Genomic DNA, 15,963 nt, shown 5'->3' on the forward strand with positions numbered 1-15,963 from the left:
CATCCGGGGAAGCCCCCGATATTGCCCCTCAGGGGATCCGTAGGGGACTGCCCGTCGGGCCCCGGCCGCCTGCCGAGAGCCGGACGCCTCACAGACCCGTGGGGCACAACCGGTGCCTGGCACCGCCCTTGATCACCGCGTCGACACACCTGGCGGGCAGTCCGTCGTGAGTCCTGGCGGAGAAGTTGGCCGTCACGGTCAGCACGCCGTCGCCGAACGTGGTCCGCTGCACGAGACGGTCGTCCGTCAGCCTGCGGAAGTCCGTCATCGGCTGGGTCGCCGCCGCCTTGTGCAGCGGCTCGAAGTATTTCTGCAACTGCGCGATCTGCTTGCCGTGCCGGTCCAGTTCGTCCTGATCGAGGACCAGGTTGAGGGGCACGTTGTACAGCATCGCGAGAAGGGCCCGGGTACGGCTCTGGTCCGGCAGCTTCGACCACGACAGCTCCCAGCGCTCGGTGCTGATCACCGAGTCGTGCAGGACCGTCTGATAGAGCGGCACCCGATACCTCGGGTCGTACATCGTCTTCGCGACGTCGGACGGCAGACGGACGGGCTTGAAGAAGATCGCCGGCGCGCCGGCGGGGGTGTAGCCGCCCCAGGTCGGACGGTCCTTCTCCAGCTTCCACAGCCGGTCGTCCACCGGTGTGCCCGAGCCATGGCTGAAGGACAGCACGCCGTTCGCCCAGGAACCCGCGCTCTCCGAACCGAGGACCAGGCGACGGTCGCCGGACAGCCAGCCCATGCGCTGGACGCGGTTGTGCCGGTCCTGCGCCTTGGTCATCGGATGCGCCGGAGAGTGATCGGTGAACAGCTCACCCGCCGCGTCGACGTCCAGGAAGTAGCTCGTGGCGCCGTTGGCGGTCATCTGCCGGGTGCGGTCGGCCAGGTAGTGCCGCGAGGGCTCGGCGCGCCGCAGCGCCTCGGAACTCACGTAGCAGCCACGGCCGCCGAAACCGGTGACGATCGCGCCGTTCGCACCACGCACACAGGCGTCCTGCCACACCGGGGCGGGCCAGGCGGACACGGGGCTGTCGGCCGATGCCGGATCCTGGGCGTTGGCCCAGGAGTCGTAGGGTCCGACGAGGTAGCCGGCCTGCTGGGCGAGGCGCGTCGCCTTGCGGTCCATGGGGTTGGTGTCGGAGTCGTACCCCAGCCACATGCGGTCGATCCCCAGATCCCGCAGGCGGCGGACACCCTCGGCGGTACGCGCCTGGCCCCAGGTGTAGGCGTGGAAGGCGCCGACCAGCTTGGCGACTTCGGGGTTGCGGTCGATCTTCTGCCGAAGCGTCGTGATGCCACCGTGGCCCTGGAGCCAAGCGCGATAGTCGCGCGCCGCTGCGACGGGCGATCCGTCGGTGAGCGCGAACGTCACGGTGTAGTTCTCCGTGGCCTGTTGCGGAGAGAACGCGTGCTCTGCCTCGGTGTGCAGACGTCCCCCGGCGGAGACGAAGTTGAGGGTCGTGCCGATGTCGGACTCGACGAGGTAGCTCGCGCCGTGCCGTCCGGACTGGCTGGTGCCCCAGAAGGGCATGGTCAGGCCCTCGGCCATGTCGGCTCCGGTTCCCGCCAGGCCCGCCGACGCGGAGTTCCACCACCGGTCGCCGACCGGTACGGAAAGGCCCTCACCGCGTGGGATCTGCAGCTCCTGGGTCGACCGGTCCATGCCGGAGACCGGCCAGGTCAGGTTGGCCTGTCGGGCCGAGCGCACGGTGACGGCCAGCCGCCCGTCCCGCGCGGAAGCGGTCACGGTCAACCCTCTGTCGCCGTAGCGCCAACTGGCTTTCCCACCCCGGACGGTGACCTCGCCCGGGGCGCCCAGATCACCGGACGCCGGTGCCGAGAGCTGCCATGTCCGGCCGTCGTCCGCGCGGGCCCGCACCGCCAGGGAGGTGATGTCCACCGTGGCACGGCCACCGGCGACCGGCACGGAGAGCTGGGTCCCGTGCGCCTCGATGTGCCGGGTCTCAGGCTTGCCGGTACCGAACGCGGCGGTGGTACCGAGCGCGCCGACCGTCAGCAGCGCAGCGCTCATCGCGATGAACTTCGTCTGCGGCTTCGTCTTCTTGAGCTTCCTCGCCTTCACGGCCGTGGACTATCGCGACCAAATCTAAGAGAGATGTGAGAGCCGACCGTGTCGTCGTGGCACCACTCCCGCCCGGAGCCGCCGCCGCTCATGTCCGCTGTCGCGCAGGCAGCCTGACCGGGCGTTGTCAGTGCCGGTCGCCATCATGGCTGTACGGGCCTTCGGACCCGGCCATGACCGTGGCCGGGCGCTACGGAGCCGGCGAACTCGGACACGGGGGAAGGACGAGCGGCATGGGTCTGTCCAGCTGGTGGGCGGTCGGAGCGCTGAGCGACGAGGAGGTGGCGGAGATCGCCTCTGTCGCGGGGCCGAAGATCAAGGAGATGGGGGAGTCCGCATCGGCACGGGACGCCTGGTCGCGCTGGGAGCGGGATGCGGTCCGTGGCGGCGGGGCGGTGCGGCTCTGGCGGCCGGACGGCTACAACACCGACGAGGCGCTGCATCTGTACGACATGGTCAACGTATCGGCCTTCGATGCCTTGGACGACTTGTGTCAGTTGCATGTCATGGCGTGGTGGGAGCGGTTCGACGAGGATGTCGAGCCGTTCATCACCGCTGTACGCAAGGACAATCCCGTGGCGGCCCTGTTCCACGGACTCGGTCCGCAGCGAGCCCGAGTGCTGCCGGGGTGGGCGGGCGACGCGGTACTGACCGCCGCCGAGGTGCGTGATCGTCTGGCAGCCGTCGAGGCCGTGCTCGCCCTGTCGGGAGGGGAGCGGGAGAGAGTGCTCGGTCGCATCGACGACTGGCCGGGTGACAAGGAAGCCGTCGACCTCCTGGATCAGCCGCTGCGGGTGTGGAGAGAGGTTGCGGCAGCGGGCCTGGGACTGCTGACCTGCCGCATCTGGTTCTGACCGCGACTTCACACCCGCCGTCCGAACGCCGTGCCGCGCCTGTGGCCGTGGCCGTGGCCGTGGCCGTGGCTGTGCCGGACTGGTGGTCTCCGGTGGGTCGCGCCCGCTCGACCTGCCGTCGGCGTGGTCGAGCCACGCGCCGAGTTGCGGGCCGGGGCCCTGCGCTGTCCCCTCGGCCTGACCCCTGGCTCTTGGTCCCTGGCCCCGGCCGCTGCCGCAGACGGGGCCCGTCTCTCAGTTCCGGTTGCCCGATCGATGTTCCGTACGGTCGGTGCTGTCCGTGCGCAGGCCCTTGATCAGGAGCTCGACCAGGCGGCGAGCGTCGTACCGGGGATCGCTCTCCGCGCCGATGCAGAGGTTCCCGACCCCGCGCATGAGCTGATAGGCCTGCAGGTCGGAGCGGATCTCGCCGGCCGTGGCCGCGGCTTCGAGCAGCTCGGTGCAGATGGGCACGAGCCGGTCGAGGAAGTAGGTGTGCAGGGTTTCGAAGCCGGCGTTCTCGGACTTCAGCACGGCGGCCAGTCCGTGTTTCGTCACCAGGAAGTCGACGAAGAGATCGATCCATCGCCCGAGTGCGGCGTACGGGCCGGCACTGGTCTTCAGCAGGTCGGGACCGGCCTCGGCCAGGCTCTCCACCTGATGGCGGTAGACCGCGATGATCAGGTCCGAGCGTGCCGGGAAGTGGCGGTAGATCGTGCCCACCCCGACCCCGGCCCTGGCCGCGATGTCGCGTACCGGTGCCTCCACACCCGACGCCACGAAGGCCGCCGCGGCGGCCTCGAGCAGCGTCTCCTTGTTGCGCCGGGCATCACTCCGCTTGGACTGGGTCGCACGTCCTTCGGACGGGACCGCTTGTCCTTCGGGCTGAGCCGCCTGTCCTTCGGATTCGGCCCCACGTCCCTCGGACTGGGCCGCACGCCCTGCTCTCTCGCCGCTGTCGTTCACAGCGCCGCTCCTTCCACAGCCGCACTTGCTAAACGGAACAAGGTTCCGTATCGTCGTGACCGGAACGATGTTCCGCTTGCTCATGGTCTCAGAGCATCGGCCGGCAGCCAAGCCGTGCCCGGCCCTGCCATGGCCGCGACGCCCTCTTTTCCCGTCATCAGTTGCCACCAGCGTTTCCCCCTCGATGAGGAGATACGGACATGCAGTACCGCACCTTGGGCCGCACCGGCGTGCAGGTCAGCTCCCTCGCGCTCGGCGCGATGAACTTCGGCAGGCTCGGACACACCACCCAGGACGAGGCCACCGCCCTCGTGGACGCCGCCCTGGAGGGCGGGATCAACCTCATCGACACCGCCGACAAGTACAGCGACGGCGAGTCGGAGGAAATGGTCGGCAAAGCCATCGCAGGCCGCCGCGACGACATCGTGCTGGCCACGAAGGCGGCCCTGCCCATGGGTGACGAGCGAAACCATCGGGGCGGCTCGCGCCGCTGGCTGGTCACCGCGCTGGACGACAGCCTGCGCCGTCTCGGGGTCGACCACATCGACCTGTACCAGATCCACCGCTGGGACCCGAGCACCAGCGACGAGGAGACCCTGTCGGCGCTGACCGACCTGCAACGCGCAGGAAAGATCCGCTACTTCGGCTCCTCGACCTTCCCGGCCTACCGCATCGTCCAGGCGCAGTGGGCCGCTCGTGAACACCACCTGAGCCGCTATGTCACCGAACAGCCCAGCTATTCCATACTGCAGCGCGGGATCGAGAGCCATGTGCTGCCCGTGGCGCAGGAGTACGGGATGGGAGTGCTGATCTGGAGCCCGCTGGCCTCGGGTTGGCTGTCGGGTGCGGTCCGTGAGGGCCGGGACATCGCCACCAACCGGTCGGCGTTCATGCCGCAACGCTTCGACCTCACCGTGCCCGCAAACAGGGCCAGGCTCGAGGCCGTCGAGCAACTGGCCCGAGTCGCCGACGAGGCGGGCCTCACGATGATCCAGCTGGCCCTGGGCTTCGTGACCGCGCACCCCGCCGTGACCAGCGCGCTCATCGGCCCTCGCACCCTGGACCACCTGCACTCCCAACTCGCGGCCGCCGACACGGCGCTCCCCGCCGATGTGCTCGACGCCGTCGACGCGATCGTGTCCCCCGGTGTCGACCTGGCCCCCGGAGAGAAGTTCGACACCCCGCCCGCCCTGCTGGATGCGTCCCTGCGGCGGCGCTGAGCCTCGCGGAGCGGCGCCCATGTCCCTCGGGCCGGCTCCGCGTTCGCGGAATGAACGCCCGAGGGGCGGTGAGCCGAGTTCCCCACATCGAAAGGACCAGTAGCTCATGCCGCACACATATCGGCCCCGATTCGGAATCATGACCGCCCCCTCGCAAGTCGACTACCACGACGTTCTGCGGGTCTGGCGCGAGGCGGACACCATCCCGGAGATCGAGCACGCATGGCTGTTCGATCACCTCATGCCGATCTTCGGTGATCCCGGCGGACCGACCTATGAGGGCTGGACATTGCTGTCGGCCCTCGCGGCCCACACCCGGCGCCTGCGCATCGGTGTGCTCGTGACCAGCAATCGATTCCGGCCGCCCGCGATGCTGGCCAAGATCGCCACGACCGTCGACGTCGTCTCCGGCGGACGGCTCGACTTCGGCATCGGCGTCGGCTCACGCCCCAGCCATCCGCTGGCCCGGCGCGAGTACGAGGCGCACGGCCTGCCCTTCCATGACTCCGAACACGCCGTGGGGAGCCTTGCCGAAACCTGCACGGTGATCAGGCGGTTGTGGACGGAACCCGAACCTTTCGACTTCCACGGCACCTACCACCACCTCACCGGCGCGTTCGGCAGTCCCCGACCCGTCCAGCGCCCCCATCCGCCGATCCTCATCGGTGGCCGCTCGTCCGCCACGCTGCGCGTGGTCGCCGAGCACGCCGACCTGTGGAACATCCCCGGCGGTGGTGACATCGACGAGATCGCCCGCCGTAGCGCGCTGCTGGACCGCTACTGCGCAGAAATCGGCCGCGACCCCGCCTCCATCATCCGCTCGATCCACCTGCCGGTCTCCTACGCCCAACCCGGCAGTACCCGAGAGGCGATCCACGAATCCATAGGCGCCGGCTTCCGGCACATCGTCCTCGGACTCTCGTCGCCCTATCCCACCGGCGTCGCCCAGTGGGTCGCCGACGAACTCATCGACCCGTCGGCTTGAGCCCGCTTTCGGTGCCGAGGTGCTGAAGGGCTCGGGTACTGAGGGGCGGACGGAGGTGAGGGAGGCGAGGCGCGCTCGGGTCGTACGGGGGAGCCTCAGGCTCTGTAGTGGGCCGACCGGACCTCGAAGAGGCGCGGTTGCACATCCGTGGCGATCTTGGTGGCTTGGTCCATGTGGACGCGGGCCTCGGGATTGGCGAGCATCGCCCGGTAGTGCTCCGAGGTCTCCCACTGGGCGTAGTTGATCACGCGTTCGCCGTCGAGGGACGCGTGGAAGTTGGCGCAGATGAAGCCCGGTTGGCGCCGCAAGGTCTCATCGGTCGCGCGGGCGAGCAGGGTGATCAGCTCGTCCTGGCGGTCGGGTGAGACGGTGAAGACATTGATGAGGGTGCCGACGGGATGTGCCGTGTCGACCTGGACAGTAACAGCCATGCAGTTCTTTCTCCCCTTACCGCCCGCGGGCTTGTCGCCTACGGGCTCGCATTCCCCCGATCGGAGGTGGAGCGTCCGACGGGCTTGAGACCGGGCTCGCGACTGTCCGACGCTGCCCACACCGCCGGACGCCAGGATCGGACTTTGAGCCTGCGGGCGGCTCCGGGGAGGGGGGACTCGCGGCCATGGCACTGCCCCTGTGATCGGGGACGCGGTGCGGGCCACCAAGGTGAACTGCGCTTCCGCGCCTCCCGGGACCGTGGCCGACGGCTGGCTGGAGAGATCTCCACCGGCGGCCGTCCGGACGATCGGCGGCTCCTCGTCCGAGTCGCAGAAACCGGCGCAAGCACAACAAGGCTCTGGCCACCCGCTACGACAAACGCGCCCGCCACGACCAAGCCCTGGTCACCCTCGCCTGCCTCAAACTCTGCCTGCCCTGACCTTGTGGACAGGCCGTAGGAAGCGGCGGTGTCCTTCGCGCACATCAGCCCTGCCGGCACTCCATCAGCCTGCGCACCGGGGCACCGTCGACCGCAGTGGGCATGGACCCATCACGAGGTGCTGTTTCACGCTCGCCACCCCATGTGGTCATGATGGCACTCCAGCGTGTCGAGCCCAATTCCCGGAGGTCGGTTCATGCGCGAACACCCAGCAGCCCTGCCCCTGTCCGGCATCACGGTCGTCAGCGTCGAGCAGGCGGTGGCGGCTCCCTTCGCCACTCGGCAGCTCGCCGATCTCGGTGCCCGTGTGATCAAGGTGGAGCGCCCGGGAGACGGGGACTTCGCCCGCCGGTACGACACCACGGTGCACGGCGAGTCCAGCTATTTCGTCTGGCTCAACCGTTCCAAGGAGTCCGTGACACTCGACCTCAAGTCCGGGCCCGGCCGGCGGATTCTCGAGCAACTGCTCGCGCGGGCCGATGTGTTCGTGCAGAATCTGGCGCCCGGGGCGGCGGGGAGGATGGGGCTGGGGGCAGACGCCCTGCACGAGCGGTTCCCGTCGCTGATTCCCTGCTCGATCTCCGGTTACGGCACCACCGGACCCTGGGCCGACCGCAAGGCGTACGACCTGCTGGTGCAGTGCCAGACCGGTCTGGTCTCCCTCACCGGCAGCCCCTCGGAGCCCGCGCGCGCCGGTATCTCCGTCGCCGACATCGCGGCCGGCATGTACGCCTACTCGGGCATCCTCACCGCCCTGTTCACGCGCGCCACCACCGGCGTCGCCCGCGCCGTCGAGGTGTCGCTGTTCGAGGCGCTCGCGGAATGGATGCACCAACCCGCCTACTACACCCGCTTCGGCGGCACCCAGCCTCCGCGCATCGGTACCCAGCACGCCACCATCGCACCGTACGGCGCCTACCCGTGCGCCGACGGCAAGGACGTCCTGTTCTCCATCCAGAACGAACGCGAGTGGGCCGCCCTCTGCAAGCGATTCCTCCACGACCCCGGACTGGTCGATGATCCGCGTTTCGCCACCGGCTCCGCGCGCGTGGCCCACCGCGACGAACTGAACGCGATCGTGGCCGAGCGCTGCGCCGGGTCGGACAGCGCCGAGGTGAAGAAGGCGCTGGACGAGACCGGGATCGCCAACGCCGGGGTCAATGACGTCGAGGAGTTCCTGGACCACCCGGTGCTCGCCGGCCGCGGTCGTTGGCGGGACGTGTCGATTCCCGCGGGCGTCGAGGTCCCTGCCCTGATTCCGCCGGCCGACCTGGAAGGCGTGACACCCCGCATGGATGCCGTCCCGGCTGTCGGGGAGCACACCGCAACCGTCCTCACCGAACTGGGCTACGGCCCGGCCGAGATCGAGGTCCTGCGAGCCGACGGAGTTCTCTGACACGGTCGACGCGGTCCACCGCCCGCGAGCACACAGACGACGACGGACACGCGTAACGACGGCACCCATCACGACGTGCACCCATCACGACGTGCACCCATCACGACGGACACGCATGACGACGGACACGCATGACGACGGTCACGGATGACGACGGCTCGCATGACAGCGGACACACATGGCGGCGCCACACACATGACGACTGGGAGCGACACGGCATGAGCACTCTCGGCACCCTCTCCGAGGACGAGCAGTTCGTCGTACGCACGGTGCGCGACTTCGTGGACAAGGAGGTCAAGCCGGTCGCGCGGGAGCTGGAGCACGGCAACACCTATCCCGAGAGCCTGATCGAGCGGATGAAGAAGCTCGGCATCTTCGGCCTCGCCGTCCCCGCGGAACACGGTGGCACCCCCGTCTCCATGCCCTGCTACGTGCTGATCACCGAGGAACTGGCGCGCGGCTGGATGAGCCTGGCCGGTGCGATGGGCGGCCACACGGTCGTCGCCACACTCCTGCTGCGTTTCGGTACCGAGGAGCAGAAGCGCCGGTACCTGCCGAAGATGGCCACCGGCGAGATCCGCGCGACCTTGGCCCTGACCGAGCCGGGCGGCGGCTCGGATCTGCAGGCGCTGCGCACGGTGGCCGCCAAGGACGCCGACGGATACGTGGTGAACGGCGCCAAGACCTGGATCACCAACTCCCGGCGCTCCCGGCTGATCGCGCTGCTGTGCAAGACCGACCCGGAGGCGAGCCCCGCGCACCGGGGCATCTCCATCCTCCTGGTCGAGCACGGACCGGGGCTGACGGTCTCTCGTGACCTGCCCAAGCTCGGCTACAAGGGCGTCGAGAGCTGCGAGTTGTCGTTCGACGACTACCGGGCTCCGGCGGACGCGCTTCTCGGTGGGGTCGAGGGCGAGGGGTTCGCGCAGATGATGAAGGGTCTGGAGACGGGCCGGCTGCAGGTCGCCGCCCGGGCGCTGGGAGTGGGCCGGGCGGCGCTGGAGGACGCGCTGGCCTACGCCCGGGAGCGCGAGTCCTTCGGCAGGCCGATCTGGCAGCACCAGTCCATCGGCAACTACCTGGCCGACATGGCGACGTCACTGACCGCGGCCCGCCAACTCACCCTGTACGCGGCCCGGGAGTCGGAGGCCGGGCGCCGGGTGGACATGGAGGCAGGGATGGCGAAGCTGTTCGCCTCCGAGACCGCGATGCAGATCGCCCTCAACGCGGTCCGTATCCACGGGGGTTACGGCTATTCGACCGAGTTCGACGTCGAACGCTACTTCCGTGACGCCCCGCTGATGATCGTCGGAGAGGGCACCAACGAGATCCAGCGGAACATCATCGCGAGGCAGCTCGTCGAGCGAGGAGGGCTCGACAAGTGAGCGACACACCGCCATGATAGTTTTCTATTCAACGAATATGGTGTGATCGCAGTCCGGAACCGGCCCCGCGTCCGCTCGACGGCGTGGCGTCTGCCGGTCACCGTACCCGGAGGAGTTCAGGTTGAGCAGTCCCGTTCCGGCCGGCGTCACGCGGCGGATCTTCATCGACAAGCAGAGCCCCAAGGCGTATCACGCGCTGGTGCAGACGTCCGAGGCGGTCCGGGCCACCGCCGCCGACGCCGGCCTGGAGCGGACCTTGGTGGAGCTGGTCAACCTGCGCGTGTCGCAGATCAACGGCTGCGCCTACTGCCTGCATGTGCACACCAGGGCCGCACTGCGTGCCGGTGACACCCCCGAGCGTCTTGGAGTGCTCGCCGCCTGGCGGGACACCGAGCTGTTCACGCCGGTCGAACGGGCCGCCCTGGCGCTGGCCGAGGCGACCACCGCCGCCGCGGACGCCGGGGCGCAGGACGCGGCCTACGCGGCGGCCCGGGAGGTGCTCAGTGACGATCAGACAGCGGCGGTGATCTGGGTGGCCGTCACCATCAACGCGTTCAACCGGGTCTCGATCATGAGCAGGCATCCGGTGCGCCCGGAGCACTGACGGCGCTCGCGACGATCGGCCAGGGCCCGGACGGTGTGCCCCGGCTGATCGCCGCGAGCGGCCGGGCGACGCGAGCGGCCGGGCACGCGAGGGGTGCGGTTGCCCCTGCGCCGTGCGACGGCGACCCGGGGCCGCGCCGTTCCGGGATCGATCCGGCGGAAGGCCAAGCCCTTGAGCCGGATGCGGCGAGTGCTTGCCGGTGCCACGGACACCTCGGCCCGGCGCCCATCAGGCAGCACACCTGTGCCGATCGTCCCGGCGCGCAGGGCGTCGAGTTGCGGTGCCATGGCCATCTCGTGGGTGGCGAGATGCGTTCCGGGTACGGCCTACGGAAGTCGCCCGCCAGACATGGCAGGTCCGGTAGGTCCGGCAGGCACAGCAGGCCCAGCAGGGCGATCAGGGTCGGCGAGGCCGCGAGGAAGAGCGCGTTCCCGGCGGATCAGCGGAACGCCGCCGCGTTCCGTGCCGCCCACGTGGAGAAGGGGGCGGCGGGGCGGCCGAGCAGTCGCTCGACGTCCGTGCTCACCGTCTGCTCCTCCGGGGTGGGCGTGCCGAGAACGGCGAGCGTGCCCTCGGCGACGGCGGGCGGCATGAACCGGACCATCTGCGCGTGGGCCTCCTCGCGGCTCTGCTCGACGAACGTCACCGGCTCTCCGAGTGCGGTGGCGATGGCAGCGGCCCGCCCGCGCGGGGTGGTGGGTTCCGGGCCGGTCAGTGTGTAGGTGGCGCCGTCGTGTCCGTCCCCGCGCAGCACGGCCGCCGCCACCGCCGCGACGTCGTCCGGGTCGACGAACGGCAGCGCCACCTCGGCGAAGGGCGCCGCCGCGATGCGGTACCGGCGGATCGGCTCCGCCCAGGCCAGCGCGTTGGAGGACAGGCCGCCCGAGCGCAGCACGGTGAAGGGCAGCCCCGACTCGGCCGCGGCAGCCTCGAAACGCGCCGCGTGCGCATACGCTTCCGGCCGGGTGCCCGCGCCCTGCGAGGACAGCAGCACCACCTTCGCGACTCCAGCCGCAGCGGCCTGGCTCAGGATGCCCGCCGGATCCTCGCCGGCCACCAGCAGGAAGAGTGCCTTGGCGCCCTCCAGCGCGGGCGCGAGGCTCAGCGGTCGCCCCAGGTCGGCCGGGACGGCCCGCACCTGCGTCGGGACGTCCTCGGTCCTGATGTGCCGGGCGACGGCCGTCACCGTCTCCCCGGCCTCGATCAACTCGGCGACCAGGGTCCGTCCGACGTTCCCCGTGGCGCCCGTGACAACGATCATGGCAACAGCTCTCCCGACTGAGTTACGCGACTTAGTTAGTTGACTGACTAAGTCGAACGTTAGCCCGCGACGGCCTTCGGTGTCTATCCTTAGTCAGGTGACTGACTCAGAATCTGCGGTGACGGCCGAGACGGCGAGGCCGGGGCGATCGGGGCGGAGCGGCAAGCGTGAGCGTCTGGTGCGGGCGGCCGTCCAGGTCTTCCATGAGCAGGGCGTGGAGAAGACCACCCTCGGCGACATCGCCCGTGCGGCCGAGGTGCCGCTCGGCAATGTCTACTACTACTTCAAGGCCAAGGATCAGCTCGTCGAAGCCGCGGTGGCCGCCCACTGCGAGCAACTCGACGCGCTCACTGCTCAGTTGGATGCTCTCCCGGACCCGGCGGTTCGGCTGAAGACGCTCGTCGCCGGCTGGGTGGACCAGCGGGAGACCGCGGCCCGCTTCGGTTGCCCCTTCGGCACCCTCGCCACCGAGCTGGACAAGCGTGACGACGGCCTGGACCGGGCCGCCGCGAAGGTGATGCGAGCCCTGCTCGACTGGGTGGAGTGCCAGTTCACGCAGTTGCGCCGCGCCGACGCCGCCGCTCTCGCCGTCGAACTCGTCGCTGCCTACCAGGGCATGTCCGTCCTCACCAACACCTTGCGCGACCCGGACCTGATGGCCGTCCAGGGGGAGCGCCTGCGGTCCTGGATCGACGGGATCGCGAGTCGGTGAGCCATGCGGATCCGGCCGAACTCCGGCAGGACTTCGGCCGTTGAACCGCTGAACCGTCGAACGCCGAACCCTCAGGTGTCCGCTCCCGTTGCCGAGCCGTCCGGCATCCGGACGGCGGGCGCGTTCCCTCACCAGCACGTTTGGGCCGGTGCGGGTGTGGGGCGTGCACACTCCGGGGGGCGTGGTCAAAGCGGAGCGCCGATGAACGGAGAAGGTCTGAAATCGGCCATGTCTGAAGGATTTTGATCGCTGGGGCGATTATCGGCCGGTCGGACGAGGGAAGTGTTCCGAAGTCATCGGCACACGATCTTGACCTGAGGTTCCGGCTTCGTCGTGTGTCACTCGTCCACCCTCTCCAGGAGGTGCAGTGATGAAGCTTCTCTTCGCCATCCGCAACAAGGTCGCGGCCACCAAGAGCCTGAAGGCGAACGCCTGGTACCTCTGGTACTGATACGAGGCCTCGCCGCGCAGGTGAGGTGACATCGTTGTCCGGCCGAGCGTGGTCACAACCCGGCCGGACAACGGTGGTACGCCGGGCGCGGCAGCCTGTCCTCTCACGCGCCCTTTCCCGACTGCCCGTTGACCACCGGGAGCATCCATGCCGCCGTCATCCGTCACACGTGCGCGCACCACCGTGTTCGCCCCGCGGCTCGCCGCGCTCATCGGCGCCCACACAGGACAGGACGTCTTCCGGCTGGAACCCGACACCATCGGTGTCGCAGGACACGAGGTCGCCGATCGCATCCTCGCCGCGCGCCGGGCGACAGAGACCGAACGTCCCACCTTCAAGCCGCTGCACGGGCGCTCCATCACGCGCGCCGAGGCGTCCACGGTCACCCGCACGATCGGCAACGACGTGCGCGAAGCCCTGGCCGGGCCGCTGCCCGAGGACGTGGACCTCGCCGGATCCTGGCCGCTGACCGGGCACCTCTTCCTGCGCGACCTCATCCTCGGCCAGGACCCCTACCGGCTGCGCATGCTGATGAGTCGCAATCTCGAACTCACCCCGAAACTCACCTGGTCGGTGATCGCGATCGGCGCCGCCCTGCCCGGCTGGCCCCGGCCGGGCGACCGGCTCACCACTCTCGCGGGCCGGGCCGCGCAGGCCACCGGCTACCAGGAACGCCGGTACGCCATGGGCATGTACCGCAGGGCGGCCGCTCCCGTGTGCTTCACCGTCTCCACGCTGGTGGCCAATGCGCTCTGGCTCGGTGCGCCCTTCGACGAAGCCGTGCCCCACCGCAACATCATCCTGGAGTCCCTGCGGCTGCTGCCGCCCTCCTGGAACATCCTGCGCAACGCCTCGCCCGAGTACCCGGCCGTCGACGACCGGATCGGTGCGCGGGACGACGTCCTGGTGCTGCCCCTGCTGTCCCACCGCGACCCGGCCCTGTGGGACGACCCGGACACCTTCCGCCCGGAGCGCTGGAACGACCTCGACCCCGACACGGCTCCGGGCTACCTGCCCTTCGGGCACTCCTCCGAACGCTGCTGGGGCCGGCACATGGTGATGCCGCTCGCCGAGCTGCTGCTGGACCGGGTCCGCGGCTCGGGACTCGTCGTCGACCCCGGCCGGAGCAGCGGAAAGGTCCCGTTGCTCGGCCTGCTGGGCGTGGCGGACGTACGGCTGACGCACCCCCGCTGACCGCACGGCTCGCCACCGGCAGGCCCGCGCGGGCGCGGTCGGTCGGGCGCGGTCGGGCGGCGCCCCCTCCCGCCCGCCCAGGCCGGGCTCAGGTCGCCAGACGGCGCTGTTCCGCCGGGACCGGCACCACTGTGATGTGCTGGACGGCCCGGCTGAGCACCACCACGCCCACCACGATCAGCAGCGCACCGCACACCCCCGGTACGAGCCACCAGCCGGTGCGGATCCGCTCGTCGAACAGGGTCATCCCGAGCGTCAGGCTCACCACGGCGTCGCCGATGGTCAGCGCGGGCTGCGCGGCGGCCAGCGGACCGGCCTGGAGCGCGTTCTCCAGCAGCACCACGGCGGCGACGCCGGTCAGCGCGAAGCCGTACGTCTGCCAGGACCGCAGGAACGCCGTGAACCCGTGGTCGGCGAAGGTGCCGGTGGCCGACTTCAGCAGGGCGGCGGTGAGCGCGTTGCCCGTGGCGGACGCGGCCGCGAGGAGCGCGGCGCGCCGGGCCGGCGAGTGCCCCTGGCCGGCCAGGACGACGGCCGCGGCCATCCCGCCCAGGCACAGGCACAGGGCCGGGATCCAGCGGGTGAGCGGGGCGTGGTCGACGGCGCCGTGCGGGGCGGCGGCGATCAGCAGGACCGCGAGGCCCGCCACGCAGCCGCCGACGCCCCACCAGCCCGAGCGGGGCAGCCGCTTGTGCATCAGCGGGGCGGCGACGAGCAGCGCGAAGGGCAGCTCCAGGATGAACAGCGGCTGGACCAGCGAGAGCGGGCCGTTGACCAGGGCCAGGCTCTGGAACAGCGCGGCGCAGACGACACCGCACATGCCGATCACCCAGAACGGGCGGCGCACCAGCTCGGCGAGCAGCCGGAGCCCGCCGCGACTGCTGGCGGACGCGGCCTTGCGCTGGAAGGCGGTGCCCACGGCGTTGCTCGCCGCACCCGCGACGGCGAACGCCGCGGCCAGTTCGATCACGACCGGTCTCCTGCCTGCGCACGGCCTCCCGGAGGAGCTTCGGGTCTCTTCAGCCTACGAAAGCCCGCGCCCCGGCGCCGGATCGGGCGGCGGGGGTCCAGGAAGCTGTGCGTGGCGCAGGGTGACCGCGCGGCACGTCGACGGTGCCGTCGCGCAGGCGCCGATGGGCCACGGGCGCCTCGTGCCGCGGAGAAGGCCTCCGCGTGCACCGGCACGGCGGGCTCCTGCTGCCTGCGTGCGCCGCGGGTCAGACGGTGGTGTAGGCGCCGTCGATCAGGTGGTAGCTGCCGTGGACGAAGGCGGCCCGGTCGGAGAGCAGGAAGGCGATGAGTTCGGCGACCTCCTCGGGCCTGCCGAGGCGGCCGGCGGGGTGCAGGGCCACCAGGGCCTGGTGCGCGGACTCGTTCATGGAGGTGCCGAGCAGCGGGGTCTCGATGAAGCCGGGTCCGACGGCGTTGACACGGACGCCGCGGGCGGCGTACTCGGCGGCGGCCGTCTTCGTCAGACCGACCACACCGTGCTTGGCGGCGACGTAGGCGGGTGAGCCGGCGAAGCCCACCGAGCCGAGGATCGAGGCCACGTTGACGATCGCGCCGCCGCCCGCGGCCTCCAGCACCGGAAGCTCGTAGCGCAGCGAGTAGAAGACGCCGTCGAGGTTGGTGCGGATCACCCGCTGGTAGGCCTCGATGTCGTACGCGCCGGTCGGTGTGCTCGGCCCGCCGATGCCGGCGTTGTTCACGGCCAGGTGCAGCGCGCCGAAGGCGTCCTGGGCGAACGCCACCGCCGCCTCCACGGACGCGGGCTCGGTCACGTCGACGTGCACGGCGGCGGCCGAGGCGCCCTCGGCGGTCAGGTCGGCCGCGGCCTGCTCGGCGGCCTCGGTGTGGAAGTCGGCGAGGACGACGTGCGCGCCGCCGGCTGCGAGCCGGCGGGCGGTGGCCAGGCCGATGCCGGAGGCGGCGCCGGTGACCAGGGCGGTACGGCCGGTGAACTCGGTGGCGTAGTCGGGCAGGGGCGGCGTGGTCATGATGC

15 protein-coding genes are annotated in these 15,963 nt (G+C 70.4%); 9 read left to right on the plus strand and 6 right to left on the minus strand.

Going from position 1 to position 15,963, the window contains the following annotated elements; genetic code table 11:
* Positions 1–88 precede the first annotated feature (88 nt).
* Positions 89–2,083 (minus strand): glycoside hydrolase, encoded by a 1,995-nt coding sequence (locus AQI95_RS04135; RefSeq protein ID WP_341849450.1) that lies wholly within the window; start codon positions 2,081–2,083, stop codon positions 89–91.
* A 281-nt stretch (positions 2,084–2,364) separates the two neighbouring features.
* Here AQI95_RS04135 and AQI95_RS04140 point away from each other — a divergent pair, with 281 nt between their 5' ends.
* Complete coding sequence (locus tag AQI95_RS04140) at positions 2,365–2,937, plus strand: hypothetical protein (protein WP_159056453.1); 573 nt, start codon at positions 2,365–2,367, stop codon at positions 2,935–2,937.
* Positions 2,938–3,171: 234 nt separating this feature from the next.
* On the opposite strand, the gene AQI95_RS04145 is transcribed toward AQI95_RS04140, so the two are convergent.
* The gene (locus AQI95_RS04145; RefSeq protein WP_067118688.1) at positions 3,172–3,723 is read right to left on the minus strand and encodes a TetR/AcrR family transcriptional regulator; all 552 of its coding nucleotides are present in this window, start codon (positions 3,721–3,723) and stop codon (positions 3,172–3,174) included.
* Between the two features lie 359 nt (positions 3,724–4,082).
* On the opposite strand from AQI95_RS04145, the gene AQI95_RS04150 reads away from it, so the two are divergent.
* Positions 4,083–5,102, plus strand: a complete 1,020-nt coding sequence (locus tag AQI95_RS04150; protein ID WP_067117471.1) for an aldo/keto reductase — start codon at positions 4,083–4,085, stop codon at positions 5,100–5,102.
* A gap of 106 nt (positions 5,103–5,208) precedes the next feature.
* Positions 5,209–6,087 (plus strand): LLM class flavin-dependent oxidoreductase, encoded by an 879-nt coding sequence (locus tag AQI95_RS04155; RefSeq protein WP_067117474.1) that lies wholly within the window; start codon positions 5,209–5,211, stop codon positions 6,085–6,087.
* Between the two features lie 95 nt (positions 6,088–6,182).
* Here the strand turns inward: AQI95_RS04155 and AQI95_RS04160 are convergent, their stop codons facing one another.
* The gene (locus tag AQI95_RS04160) at positions 6,183–6,518 is read right to left on the minus strand and encodes an antibiotic biosynthesis monooxygenase family protein (RefSeq protein WP_067117477.1); all 336 of its coding nucleotides are present in this window, start codon (positions 6,516–6,518) and stop codon (positions 6,183–6,185) included.
* Positions 6,519–7,154: 636 nt separating this feature from the next.
* Here AQI95_RS04160 and AQI95_RS04165 point away from each other — a divergent pair.
* The 3 genes from AQI95_RS04165 to AQI95_RS04175 all read left to right on the plus strand — a co-directional run bounded on the left by AQI95_RS04165 (position 7,155) and on the right by AQI95_RS04175 (position 10,343).
* The gene (locus tag AQI95_RS04165) at positions 7,155–8,354 is read left to right on the plus strand and encodes a CaiB/BaiF CoA transferase family protein (protein WP_067117480.1); all 1,200 of its coding nucleotides are present in this window, start codon (positions 7,155–7,157) and stop codon (positions 8,352–8,354) included.
* A 218-nt stretch (positions 8,355–8,572) separates the two neighbouring features.
* Complete coding sequence (locus tag AQI95_RS04170; protein WP_067118691.1) at positions 8,573–9,739, plus strand: acyl-CoA dehydrogenase family protein; 1,167 nt, start codon at positions 8,573–8,575, stop codon at positions 9,737–9,739.
* Positions 9,740–9,860: 121 nt separating this feature from the next.
* The gene (locus AQI95_RS04175; protein ID WP_067117483.1) at positions 9,861–10,343 is read left to right on the plus strand and encodes a carboxymuconolactone decarboxylase family protein; all 483 of its coding nucleotides are present in this window, start codon (positions 9,861–9,863) and stop codon (positions 10,341–10,343) included.
* Between the two features lie 439 nt (positions 10,344–10,782).
* On the opposite strand, the gene AQI95_RS04180 is transcribed toward AQI95_RS04175, so the two are convergent.
* Entirely contained in the window at positions 10,783–11,604 is an 822-nt protein-coding gene (locus tag AQI95_RS04180) for an NAD(P)H-binding protein (RefSeq protein ID WP_067117486.1), read from the minus strand.
* A gap of 97 nt (positions 11,605–11,701) precedes the next feature.
* Here AQI95_RS04180 and AQI95_RS04185 point away from each other — a divergent pair, with 97 nt between their 5' ends.
* The 3 genes from AQI95_RS04185 (at position 11,702) to AQI95_RS04190 (ending at position 13,961) form a co-directional block, all read left to right on the plus strand.
* The gene (locus tag AQI95_RS04185; RefSeq protein ID WP_244188621.1) at positions 11,702–12,316 is read left to right on the plus strand and encodes a TetR/AcrR family transcriptional regulator; all 615 of its coding nucleotides are present in this window, start codon (positions 11,702–11,704) and stop codon (positions 12,314–12,316) included.
* Between the two features lie 370 nt (positions 12,317–12,686).
* Complete coding sequence (locus tag AQI95_RS50280; RefSeq protein WP_351032151.1) at positions 12,687–12,767, plus strand: tryptorubin family RiPP precursor; 81 nt, start codon at positions 12,687–12,689, stop codon at positions 12,765–12,767.
* Between the two features lie 147 nt (positions 12,768–12,914).
* Entirely contained in the window at positions 12,915–13,961 is a 1,047-nt protein-coding gene (locus tag AQI95_RS04190) for a cytochrome P450 (RefSeq protein ID WP_067117492.1), read from the plus strand.
* Between the two features lie 88 nt (positions 13,962–14,049).
* Here the strand turns inward: AQI95_RS04190 and AQI95_RS04195 are convergent, their stop codons facing one another.
* Together AQI95_RS04195 and AQI95_RS04200 are read right to left on the minus strand one after the other, a co-directional pair.
* The gene (locus AQI95_RS04195; protein ID WP_067117495.1) at positions 14,050–14,931 is read right to left on the minus strand and encodes a DMT family transporter; all 882 of its coding nucleotides are present in this window, start codon (positions 14,929–14,931) and stop codon (positions 14,050–14,052) included.
* 247 nt (positions 14,932–15,178) lie between these two features.
* Entirely contained in the window at positions 15,179–15,958 is a 780-nt protein-coding gene (locus tag AQI95_RS04200) for an SDR family NAD(P)-dependent oxidoreductase (protein WP_067117498.1), read from the minus strand.
* Between the last annotated feature and the right edge of the window lie 5 nt (positions 15,959–15,963).

The organism is Streptomyces yokosukanensis, from assembly GCF_001514035.1.
GTDB classification, from domain to species: domain Bacteria; phylum Actinomycetota; class Actinomycetes; order Streptomycetales; family Streptomycetaceae; genus Streptomyces; species Streptomyces yokosukanensis.

Bases quoted from the DNA above. Each gene is read 5' to 3' on its own strand.
- AQI95_RS04160 (WP_067117477.1), bottom strand. From the start codon at position 6,518: ATGGCTGTTACTGTCCAGGTCGACACGGCACATCCCGTCGGCACCCTC.
- AQI95_RS04180 (WP_067117486.1), bottom strand. From the start codon at position 11,604: ATGATCGTTGTCACGGGCGCCACGGGGAACGTCGGACGGACCCTGGTC.
- AQI95_RS04155 (WP_067117474.1), top strand. From the start codon at position 5,209: ATGCCGCACACATATCGGCCCCGATTCGGAATCATGACCGCCCCCTCG.
- AQI95_RS50280 (WP_351032151.1), top strand. From the start codon at position 12,687: ATGAAGCTTCTCTTCGCCATCCGCAACAAGGTCGCGGCCACCAAGAGC.
- AQI95_RS04170 (WP_067118691.1), top strand. From the start codon at position 8,573: ATGAGCACTCTCGGCACCCTCTCCGAGGACGAGCAGTTCGTCGTACGC.
- AQI95_RS04190 (WP_067117492.1), top strand. From the start codon at position 12,915: ATGCCGCCGTCATCCGTCACACGTGCGCGCACCACCGTGTTCGCCCCG.
- AQI95_RS04165 (WP_067117480.1), top strand. From the start codon at position 7,155: ATGCGCGAACACCCAGCAGCCCTGCCCCTGTCCGGCATCACGGTCGTC.
- AQI95_RS04150 (WP_067117471.1), top strand. From the start codon at position 4,083: ATGCAGTACCGCACCTTGGGCCGCACCGGCGTGCAGGTCAGCTCCCTC.
- AQI95_RS04200 (WP_067117498.1), bottom strand. From the start codon at position 15,958: ATGACCACGCCGCCCCTGCCCGACTACGCCACCGAGTTCACCGGCCGT.